This is a genomic window from Pseudomonas fluorescens Q2-87, from assembly GCF_000281895.1.
Classification (GTDB): Bacteria; Pseudomonadota; Gammaproteobacteria; order Pseudomonadales; family Pseudomonadaceae; genus Aquipseudomonas; species Aquipseudomonas fluorescens_S.
The window spans coordinates 5,419,552-5,429,242 of the sequence record NZ_CM001558.1 but is presented as its reverse complement, the minus strand read 5'-3'; the positions used below and the strand labels follow the sequence as shown (position 1 = coordinate 5,429,242).

10 protein-coding genes are annotated in these 9,691 nt (G+C 61.6%); all 10 read left to right on the top strand.

Translation table 11 applies throughout. The features are described 5' to 3' along the window. The 10 genes from PFLQ2_RS03920 to PFLQ2_RS03965 all read left to right on the top strand — a co-directional run bounded on the left by PFLQ2_RS03920 (nucleotide 1) and on the right by PFLQ2_RS03965 (nucleotide 9,584). The gene (locus PFLQ2_RS03920) at nucleotides 1-1,620 is read left to right on the top strand and encodes a DUF2300 domain-containing protein (protein WP_003185906.1); all 1,620 of its coding nucleotides are present in this window, start codon (nucleotides 1-3) and stop codon (nucleotides 1,618-1,620) included. 3 nt (nucleotides 1,621-1,623) lie between these two features. Next, nucleotides 1,624-2,475 carry a YfaP family protein gene (locus PFLQ2_RS03925; RefSeq protein ID WP_003185903.1) on the top strand — a complete coding sequence of 284 codons (852 nt, stop codon included), beginning with the start codon at nucleotides 1,624-1,626 and terminating at the stop codon, nucleotides 2,473-2,475. Nucleotides 2,476-2,834: 359 nt separating this feature from the next. Beyond that, nucleotides 2,835-3,416 carry a YjfI family protein gene (locus PFLQ2_RS03930; protein ID WP_088021799.1) on the top strand — a complete coding sequence of 194 codons (582 nt, stop codon included), beginning with the start codon at nucleotides 2,835-2,837 and terminating at the stop codon, nucleotides 3,414-3,416. A gap of 22 nt (nucleotides 3,417-3,438) precedes the next feature. Beyond that, entirely contained in the window at nucleotides 3,439-4,137 is a 699-nt protein-coding gene (locus tag PFLQ2_RS03935) for a PspA/IM30 family protein (RefSeq protein ID WP_003185899.1), read from the top strand. A gap of 284 nt (nucleotides 4,138-4,421) precedes the next feature. Continuing rightward, entirely contained in the window at nucleotides 4,422-5,456 is a 1,035-nt protein-coding gene (locus PFLQ2_RS03940; protein ID WP_003185897.1) for an ion channel, read from the top strand. Next, the gene (locus PFLQ2_RS03945) at nucleotides 5,443-6,117 is read left to right on the top strand and encodes a DUF2491 family protein (protein ID WP_003185896.1); all 675 of its coding nucleotides are present in this window, start codon (nucleotides 5,443-5,445) and stop codon (nucleotides 6,115-6,117) included. The genes PFLQ2_RS03940 and PFLQ2_RS03945 overlap by 14 nt, the downstream gene beginning before the upstream one ends. 13 nt (nucleotides 6,118-6,130) lie before the next feature. After that, complete coding sequence (locus PFLQ2_RS03950; protein ID WP_003185894.1) at nucleotides 6,131-6,559, top strand: DUF350 domain-containing protein; 429 nt, start codon at nucleotides 6,131-6,133, stop codon at nucleotides 6,557-6,559. Between the two features lie 19 nt (nucleotides 6,560-6,578). Then, complete coding sequence (locus PFLQ2_RS03955) at nucleotides 6,579-7,280, top strand: DUF1190 domain-containing protein (RefSeq protein WP_003185892.1); 702 nt, start codon at nucleotides 6,579-6,581, stop codon at nucleotides 7,278-7,280. Nucleotides 7,281-7,292: 12 nt separating this feature from the next. After that, nucleotides 7,293-8,450, top strand: a complete 1,158-nt coding sequence (locus tag PFLQ2_RS03960; protein WP_003185890.1) for a glutathionylspermidine synthase family protein — start codon at nucleotides 7,293-7,295, stop codon at nucleotides 8,448-8,450. Nucleotides 8,451-8,696: 246 nt separating this feature from the next. Next, on the top strand, nucleotides 8,697-9,584 hold the full coding sequence (locus PFLQ2_RS03965; RefSeq protein WP_003185889.1) for an MBL fold metallo-hydrolase: 888 nt from the start codon (nucleotides 8,697-8,699) through the stop codon (nucleotides 9,582-9,584). Nucleotides 9,585-9,691: the final 107 nt, after the last annotated feature.

Sequence of the window (9,691 nt, the reverse complement as noted above, 5' to 3'; positions counted from 1 at the left end):
ATGCGTCGGCTGTGGGTTGGGTGGTTGTTGTGCTTGATCCCTGCGCTGGCGACAGCGCAGGACGAGCCGCTGCGCCTGGCCTTCGACGGGCAATTGCTGCGGGTCAGCCAGACCCAGGTGCTGGACCGCCAGCCGCTGCCCGACGCGTTGCAGGCGCCGCTGGGCAGCCTATGGAAGCTGTTCGTCTATGCCTGGCTGGTGGACACCAATGCCCACGAACCGGTGTACGAATGCCGCGGTGAATCCAAAGAAGAAGTCTACTGCTGCACTGCCGGGCAGAGCATCGCTCGCGACCAGGCGTTGGTGAAGTCCTGCGGCTTGTATTTCGAGCCGCAGCGCCTCGGCCTCTCAGCCTCGAACTGGCGCGACTATTGGCAAGCCCGACAGGCGCCGGCATGGCTCTCTGACTTGCAGGCCCTGCAACCCCAGACGCAGGTGCCTGTCACCGAGCTGCTCCAGGCCCTGGCGACATTGCCGGCCCAGGATCAGGCGCGTCGGGTGCTGCTGGACGTGGTGCTCAGCGCCGCGGATGGCCGGCTGGCCGGCGAGTTGGGCAGCCGTCTGCGGGTCAAGACCTGGAGCTGGCTTGGGGACCAAGGTCCCTCGTCCCGCCAGGGCGGTTTCGCCGGTTGGCTGGCCGACGGTACCCCGGTGTGGGCCGGTGGGCGCGGCACCAGCCAGCAGGTATTGAAGGGGTACGGCGAAGGTTTGGCGGCGGCACTGCCGTCGCGCTGGCCGGCGGAAACCGGACGCTGCGTGGAAGTCGGCCTGTTTGCCCGCTATCCCTTGCAGCGGGTGATGTCCGGCGATCGCCCGGTCTCGCCGGGTCAGTTGCGCGGCGACTACCGTGTTGAATTCACCAACGGCAACCAGTTGGATATCCACAGCGACGGCGAGCTGTTCCTCACGCCCGGCAAACTAGTGGCGCGACTGGAGCGGGAGGAATACGTCGCCCGGGTCCTGCAGCGTGAAGCCAAGGCCGAGCCTGTCGAAGCGGCCAAGGCATTGGCCGTGGCGATCCGCACCTACCTGCTGCAAAACGCCCAGCGCAACGGCGATTGCCTGAGCATCGACGACAGCAGCCACCGCCAGCGTGTCGCGCCACGCCCGGCGACGCCTGAAACCCGTGCCGTCGCGGCCTGGACCAGCGACCTGGTCCTGGCCGGCACCGATGTCACTTATCACTCCGACCAGCCTGGCCCGGACAAGCTGTCCTGGGCCCAAGCCGTGGAGCAAGCCAACGCCGGCCAACGCTACGACGCCATCCTGCTGCACGCCTACCCGCGCGCCAGCCTCAGCCGCTGGGACAATCCGGTGGCGTCCTGCGAAGCGCTGCCCGCCGCCCAGGATTGGCTGCTCAAGCAGCGGCGGGGCTGGCGTGAGCGGTTGGAAAACGAAGTGGGCTACAACGAAATCAGCGCTTTCGCCGTCTGCCGCGTCGCCTTTGGCCGTCCCTATGTCGACCGCGAGCGCCAGCGCATCTATGTGCGCGGCGTGTTGTCGCTGCAAGACCGTCTCGACCTGACCCATGAATATCTGCACCTGGCCTTCGAAGCTCATCCCAATGGCCAGGACGAAACCTATATCGAAGGGCTCGCCCGTCACCTTTTGCTGGAATAGACCATGACACTCCGTTATCCACAGGTCTTGCTGTTGCTCTGCGCCCTGACCGCGTTGCCCCCGGCCCTGGCCGCCGACACCCTCAAGCTCGACACTCCGGTCGGCGGCTGGCGCAGTGGTGCGCCGGGCGGTGAAGGCGAGAACTACAGCCAGACCGTCAACTACCCGGCCTCGTCGGTCAATACGCCCCCAGGCCAGGCCAGCACCGCTCGTATCAGCGGCCAGATCAAAGGCACGCCCAAGGACACGGGCGAGCCGGGCAAACTGATCGTCAATGGTGTGAGCCTGCCGTTGAAACTGGATGAAGAAGGGCGCTTCGACCGGCCGTTCTCGTTCCCCAACGGCAGCAACAGCGTCGAGGTGCGCAGCGCTGATGGCCAGCAGCGCCACCGCACGCAGTTCCTCAACACCAGCGGCGGCGCGACACCGGCGAAGCTGCGGGTCCTGCTGACCTGGGACAGCGACGGGACCGACCTGGACCTGCACCTCATCACCCCCGACGGCGCGCACATCTGGTACGGCGACCGCGTCGCCCCCAACGGCGCAGCGCTCGATGTCGACGTCACCACCGGCTACGGCCCGGAAATCTCGTCCATGCCCGCACCGATCAAGGGCCAGTACCTGGTGTACGTGAACTACTACGGCGGCGGTTATCGCAACCAAGAAGACAGCGAAGAGGGTGAAGAAGGCGAAGGTGGCGGCGGGCAAGTGGAGCAAGCACAACAAGCCCTGACCACGGCGCAGGTCACCATCATTACGCAAGAGGGCACGCCGAGCGAGAAGATGGAAACCTTCGTCGTGCCGATGCGGGCGGTGGGTGAGCTGACGTTGGTCAAGAGCTTTAGCTACCCATAAAGCCGTGCTCGGCAATCCCTGGCTGATGGGTATCAGTTGGTAAATTTATAACCTGTGGGAGCGGGCTTGCTCGCGAAATCGGTGTGTCAGCTTCCATTGATGTTGAATGTGCAGCCATCTTCGCGGGCAAGCCCGCTCCCACAGGTTTACCTTTGTTTGTGACAAAAAATCTCACGCGTGAGCTATTGTGAGGTTTAGTACTTGCCTGTACTGTGGCTCACGCGTGAGTTTTTCACAGTGAGGTCCGCACCATGCAAAGCAGCTCTCCAGCCGATCCGCCTGACGGATCTGTGACCGATTCAGCGAGCCACAAGGGAGAGCGCTCGAAACCTTCCGCAAAAAAGCCATCCAGCTTCTACATGAAGCAGATGCGGGCGGGATTGAGTGGCGCCGGGTATGTGAAACACGAGGCTTGGGTGCTTCCCGAAAACCGAAGCCTGCTCAAGCAGATGGAGAAGCAGCTACGCCAACCGATCCTGGCTGGCTCATTCATGACGGAGAATTTCATGAGCGCAGGTAATAACTGGAACATCGATCGCCTCTACAGCGCCCTCCAGGCCCTGGACGAGGTGGTTGCGAACGACATCACTCTTTCCCTCGTTCAAGGTTCGGAATCCAGCATCAAGCTGGAAATGAACGATTTCGGCGGCTTGCCGATTTACATCGCCGTCGTGGGCGAACAGATCATCGTCGACACCGTTCTGGTGGACGTGGAATCGATCAATGACGTCGCCGCGTTCAATGATGCGGTCTTGCGCAGCCGGGAAATGTTCCCGCTGTCCTCGATCGGTATCGAGTCCATGCCCAACGGGCAAGTCGTCTACAACATGTTCGGTGCCCTGAGCTCCGATTCCAGCCTGACCAACGTCGTGACCGAGGTCAAAACCCTCGTCGACAACGTCCAGCGCGCCAGCGAAGCCTTCGAACGCTTCTTCATCTAATTCGCCGAACAGGAACTATCCAATGACTCAGTCCATCTGGAGCAAATTGTTCACCGCGCTGCGCGGCGGTGCCAACGAAGTCGGCGAATCGATCGTCGATCAACAGGCCCTGCGCATCCTCGACCAGGAAATCCGCGACGCCGACAGCGCGCTGGCCAACGCCAAACGCGAGCTGGTCACCATCATGGCCAAGCACAAGCTGGCGACCGATCGCGTCGGCGAATACAACGCCAAGATCAAGGATCTGGAAGCCAAGGCCTTGGCCGCGATCCAGGCCAACCGCGAAGACCTGGCGCTGGAAGTGGCCGAAGCCATTTCGACCCTGACCAATGAACTCGATGCCGAGCAAAAGCACGCGACTGAGTTCGGCGGTTACGCTGACAACATGCGCAAGGACATCACCAAGGCCGAAAGCCGCATCAAAAGCCTGCGCCAGCAGGTGGACATGGCCAAGGCCCGTGAGAGCGTGCAGAAAGCCCAGGTCAGTGCCTCGATCGCCAGCGGCGGCGCCAATGGCAAGCTGGAAACCGCTGTCGGTACGCTCAACCGCTTGCAGGCCAAGCAGCAACAGCGCGCGGCAGAACTGCAAGCCCAGGACGAGCTGGCCGAAGCTTCGACCGGCTCTGATCTTGAGCGCAAGCTGCGCGACGCCGGCATCACGCCGAACGAAGGCAGTGCCAATGCGATCCTGGAGCGCCTGAAGAAAAAATCGGCTGAATGAGCTGGTTGAGCTGATCAGGGCAGGCCGAACACAAGACCTGTGGAAGGGAGCTTGCTCCCGCTGGACTGCGCAGCAGTCCCATTTATGGGGGCCGCTTCGCGCCCCAGCGGGAGCAAGCTCCCTCGCCACATCAGTGTCCGCCGCCCGACGAATTTAATTGCGGTGCAGGTACTTCTATCCAAGCCCCGCAGCAGGTTTAATGCTGTCCGGCCACTACGCTCGAGCAAGCAGGCAGCAGAGCGTGTATCCCGCCCAGGAACAAAGCCCCACGGAGTCAGGGACGAATGTCGATCTTTCTTTTGTTGCGCACCTACGCATCGTCGTTCTTCCATCGGTTCGGTTGGGTGGGGCTGGTCATGGCGCTGGGCGTTCACCTCTCCACGGCCTGGATCGGGCTGGTGCTGCTGGGCGAGCAACACCTCATCGCCGCCGCCACGTTTATCTACTTCTATCTCACCACCACACTCACCGTCGGCTATGGCGATCTCGCGCCACAGACAGCGGCGGGACGGGTGTTCGTGGCGACCTGGGTCATGCTCGGGGGTATTGCGCTGCTGACGGCAGCCATCGGTAAAACCACCAGCAGCGTCATCGATGTATGGAGAAAAGGCATGAAGGGCAAAGGCGATTTCACCGGCCAGACCGGCCACACCGTCCTCATCGGCTGGGAAGATACTTCGAGCGAGCGGGTCATCGAGTTGTTGCTTCAGGACGAAACGTCCAACGACAACCTGATCGTCATCTGCGATTGCGACCTCGAAGAAAACCCCATGCCCGGCAAGGCATCGTTCATCAAGGGCGACAGCCTGTCCTCCGTCGCCCTGTTGCAGCGCGCCGGCGTGCCGGGCGCCGAGCGCGTGCTGGTGCGAACCCACTCCGACGACTTGACCCTGGCCACCGTGCTGGCGGTCAATCAACTGGGGCCGGCCGGGCATGTGGTCGCCCACTTCAACGACAGCGAAATCGCCGCACTCGCCAGCGCCTATGCGCCAAGCCTGGAATGCACGTCGAGCATGGCCATTGAAATGCTGGTGCGTTCTTCCCAAGACCCGGGTTCGTCAGTGGTCATCAATGAATTGCTGTGCGTCGGCCAAGGCGCGACCCAGTACTTGATGAAACTGCCCGAGGCTTTTGAGGCAACGTTCGGCGAGCTGTACGCCCGGATGAAAGAACAGCATAACGCTACGCTGATCGGCTACCGCGCCAAAGGCGCCCGACAACCTTCGATCAATCCGCCCGGCGCCACGCGCGTCGAGGGTGGCGAACTCTTTTACATCGCCTCCACGCGTCTCAAGGAAATTTCCCATGGGGTGGTTTAAACAGTTGATGGGGCTCGAGGCCCCGAACGCGAACAACTCTTCCAACCGGACGGCCGGCGCAAACCTGCCAGCCGAAGGTCCGCTGGGCCTGGCCTCAGGCAAAGGCGTGGTGTTCGATACCACGTTGAAGTTGTTGCTCGACGGTAATAGCGCCGTAATCATCCCGGGAGCCCAGGAAATCTGGAGCCTGGGCATCGTCGACCTCGGGCAGTCGAACTGGCTGACCCGCTGCTACATGAACGACGAGGACTACTGGCTGCAAGTGCACACCAGCGGCGCCGTCGCCGGGCAGGTCGAGTCGGTGATCCTGTTCAATTACCTCAGTTACGTCACCCTCAACAGCGAGGCGGAGCTGCGTCGCCTGGCCGGCCCCGACAGCTTGATCGGCCTGCCGACCTACACCCACAACGGCGTCGAATACACCCGCGAATGGGGTACCGAACCTGGCCAGACAGAACTGGTGGGGTTGAGCGAAAGCCTGACTAATCCGGACGAGTCCTACAGCATCGAGCATCGCTCGATGTTGTATGCCCGCGACACCGGACTGACGGATCGCCGGGAGTTCTTGTTGTTCTCGGTCGAAGAAGACGCCGAAGGCAGCGTCAGCCTGAGTACTTCGTTGGGCATTTCGCTGTACACCACCGATTTGAACGTCATTTAAAAAGGAAGAAGTCATGCTTGAAGCGCTTTCCATTTCCCTGAACAAAGCCGCCGTGCTCGGCTTCGTTCTCTACATCCTTGGCGCCGCCGTGCTGTTTGCGCTGTTCCAGTTCATCTATACGCGCATCACCCCGCACAAGGAGTTTGAACTGATCCGTTCGGGCAACGTTGCCGCAGCTGTGGCCCTGGGCGGCGCGATCATCGGTTTCGCCATCCCGGCCAGCAACGTGATTGCCTACTCGGTCAACATGCTGGATTTCATCGTCTGGGCCGTGATTGCCGCGTTCGTCCAATTGTTGGCATTCCTGGTCACCAGCCTGGTGCTCAAGGGCGCTTCCGAACGCATCCGCAAGGGCGAGCTTGCGGCGGGTATCTATATCGCCGCCGTGGCCATCAGCGTCGGCATGTTGAACGCCGCGTGCATGACGCCTTCCTCCAACTGATTGCGCCACGGAGAACCCGATGAAACGAAGCAAGTACGTCCAGCTTTCGCTGGCCGCGTCGGTCGCCCTGGTGATATCCGGCTGCGGGCCAACGGAAAAAACCTACAAGCTGCAGAAGAAATACAACTTCCAGTCTGTCCAGCAATGTGTCGATGAAAAGCTGCCGGTGGACATTTGTGCCGACGCCTACATGACCGCCATGACTGAGCATCGCCGCATTGCACCGGTGTACGACAATCAGGCCGATTGCGATGCCGACTTCGTCGCTGATTGGTGCCAGCAGGACTCGGCCGGCAAGTTCATCCCCAAGCTGGGTGGTTTCGAGCTGAGCGCCGATGGCGAGGTCACCCAATCCCAGGTGGACGCCGCCAGGGCGCAATTGCCGGCGTCGGAAGCGAACGTGGGGGGTTCAGGTTTCGGTAACCTGCTGACGGGCATGCTGATCGGCAACATGCTCAGCGGCAACCGCAACAGCTATTACTCCGAACCGGTCTACCGCTATCGCGATGATCGCGGTGACTATGGCTCCTCGACGCTGAGCCAGCGGGTATCCAAGGGGTCGACCTTTACCAAGTCCAACCAGGCGCGCTACGGCAGCTACACCGACTCCATCAAGACCAGCAAGCCGATGTCCGTCGCTTCCTCCACGTCTCGCGGTGGCTTCGGCAGCAAGTCCAGCGCCCGCAGCGGTTGGGGCGGTTCGAGCAGCTCCGGCGGCTGAGGAACCAGGGCCATGAAGAAGATCCATTGCGCAGAACGTCATGACTGGAAACAGACGGCCGAGCAACTCGGCTTTTTGTTCCACACCATCGACGACGAACCCTATTGGGACGAAAGCGCGTACTACCAATTCACCCTCAGGCAGATCGAGGACGACCTGGAAGACCCGACCACCGAGATCCACGAGATGTGCATGGACCTGGTGGCCCGGGTGGTCCAGAGCGAAGAGTTGCTGGAGCGCCTGAGCATCCCCGCGCCGTTCTTCGATCTGGTGCGTACCTCATGGCTCGAAGGCCATCCGCATCTGTACGGGCGCATGGATTTCTCCTACAACGGCACGGGTCCCGCCAAGCTGTTGGAGCTCAACTACGACACGCCGACCAGCCTCTACGAGGCGGCGGCGTTCCAGTGGGGCTGGTTGGAACAATGCATCGAGCGCGGTTTGTTGCCGGCCCACGCCGACCAGTTCAACAGCATCGACACCAAGCTGCACCAGGCCTTTGCCCAGTTGCAGCTCAAAGAACCGTTCTATTTCGCCTCGATGAAAGGCTCGGTGGAAGACAAGGGCACCACGGACTACTTGCGCCTGATCGCGGAAAAAGTCGGCATCGAGTCGCGGCACATCGATGTCGAAGACATTGGCCTCAATAGCGATGGGCGTTTCGTTGATCTGGAGGAGCGCTGGATTCCTCACCTGTTCAAATTGCATGCCTGGGAGTTCATCTTCCATGAGCCTTTTGGCGCAGCGATTGCCCAGAGCGACACGCAGTTTTTCGAGCCGGCCTGGAAGTCGATCATCTCCAACAAAGGCATCCTGCCGCTGCTGTGGGAATTCAACAAAGGCCACCCGAACCTGCTCGCCGCTCACCTGGACACTGACCCGGGCAAGGCCGTGCCCAAGGGCTGGGTGCGCAAGCCGTTCTTTTCGCGCGAGGGCGCCAACATCGAGCTCCAGACCGCTGACGGCCTGATCGTAAAAGAAGACGGCCCCTACACCGACGCGCCTTTCATCCTTCAGGAATTCGCCCCATTGCCCCGCTTTGACGACAGCTACACGCTGATCGGTTCGTGGGTCATCGGCGACCAAGCCGCCGGCATCGGCGTGCGGGAAGACAACAGCCTGATCACCAAAGATTCAAGCCGGTTCCTGCCGCACCTGATCCTCGACTGACCGCTGCTCTTTTGTGGTGAGGGGATTTATCCCCGATGGGCTGCGCAGCAGCCCCATATGTCTAACTGACACACCGCAGCGCCTGGTTCAGAGGGGCGCTTGGCGCCCCAGCGGGTGCAAGCTCCCCGCCACACCAGTGCCTCGCCGCCCGTCGCCTTTGCGGAATTCCCCCGGTGCCTCCCAGTCGATTTCAAAGAGTCGATCAACAAACCGAAACAAATGCTCGCCCGCGAAAGGAGGCCACCCATGCGCGTCCACCATCTGAACTGCGGTTGCATGTGCCCGGTGGGCGGGGCGTTGTTCGATGGTTACAGCCGGGGGCTGACGGCCTGCCTGGTGTGTCATTGCCTGCTGATTGAAACCGATACCAACGGCTTGATCCTGGTGGACACCGGTTTCGGCCAACGGGATATCCAGACCCCTGAGCGGCTGAGTCGATTCTTCCGGGTGTTCAACAACATCAAGTTCGAGCATCGCCTCACCGCGCTGGATCAGATACGTCGCCTGGGTTTCGACGCCCATGATGTGCGGCACATCCTGCTCACTCATCTGGACTTCGATCACGCCGGCGGGCTGCAGGATTTTCCCCAGGCACGGGTACATGTCATGCGCGATGAAATGGCCGCCGCGCGCGACGCCAGCAGTTGGATTGGGCGTCGGCGGTTCCAGGCGCGTCAGTGGCAGGGCGTGGATAACTGGGAGTTCTATGCCACCGAGGGCGACACCTGGTTCGGCTTCGATTCGGTGCGTGCCCTGGTGGGGGCCGAGGAAGAAGATATTTTCCTGGTGCCGTTGCAGGGCCACACCGCCGGTCACGCCGGCATTGCCCTGCGTACCACCGACGGCTGGATGCTCCACGCCGGCGATGCGTACTTCTTCCACGATGAAGTCCATCAACTCGAACGCCATTGCCCGCCGGGGATGCGCTTCTATCAGTTCATGATGGACACCGACCGCTCGGCTCGCGTGCTTAACCAGAGTCGCTTGCGTGAACTGGCATTGGCGCACGAGCGCAAGGTGCAGGTTTTCTGTAGCCACGATGCCAGGGAATGGGAGCGGGCCGTGGCCCAGGCTCCCACGGTGCGCGCCGACTCCACCGTCATGCCTTCTGCCGCCGGCAGGCAGTCAAGCTGATCCAACCTTGCGTCCAAGACTTCCCTTTTGCCCACGTTAAGTGGGCTTTTTTTGGGCGCAGTGCCGTTCGTCACCGTATCCGGATGTTTCTCTCAACTAAGGGCAAG

Coding starts and splice junctions, on each gene's coding strand:
- PFLQ2_RS03935 (WP_003185899.1), top strand. CDS start 3,439: ATGACTCAGTCCATCTGGAGCAAATTGTTCACCGCGCTGCGCGGCGGT.
- PFLQ2_RS03955 (WP_003185892.1), top strand. CDS start 6,579: ATGAAACGAAGCAAGTACGTCCAGCTTTCGCTGGCCGCGTCGGTCGCC.
- PFLQ2_RS03930 (WP_088021799.1), top strand. CDS start 2,835: ATGAAGCAGATGCGGGCGGGATTGAGTGGCGCCGGGTATGTGAAACAC.
- PFLQ2_RS03920 (WP_003185906.1), top strand. CDS start 1: ATGCGTCGGCTGTGGGTTGGGTGGTTGTTGTGCTTGATCCCTGCGCTG.
- PFLQ2_RS03965 (WP_003185889.1), top strand. CDS start 8,697: ATGCGCGTCCACCATCTGAACTGCGGTTGCATGTGCCCGGTGGGCGGG.
- PFLQ2_RS03940 (WP_003185897.1), top strand. CDS start 4,422: ATGTCGATCTTTCTTTTGTTGCGCACCTACGCATCGTCGTTCTTCCAT.
- PFLQ2_RS03960 (WP_003185890.1), top strand. CDS start 7,293: ATGAAGAAGATCCATTGCGCAGAACGTCATGACTGGAAACAGACGGCC.
- PFLQ2_RS03950 (WP_003185894.1), top strand. CDS start 6,131: ATGCTTGAAGCGCTTTCCATTTCCCTGAACAAAGCCGCCGTGCTCGGC.
- PFLQ2_RS03925 (WP_003185903.1), top strand. CDS start 1,624: ATGACACTCCGTTATCCACAGGTCTTGCTGTTGCTCTGCGCCCTGACC.
- PFLQ2_RS03945 (WP_003185896.1), top strand. CDS start 5,443: ATGGGGTGGTTTAAACAGTTGATGGGGCTCGAGGCCCCGAACGCGAAC.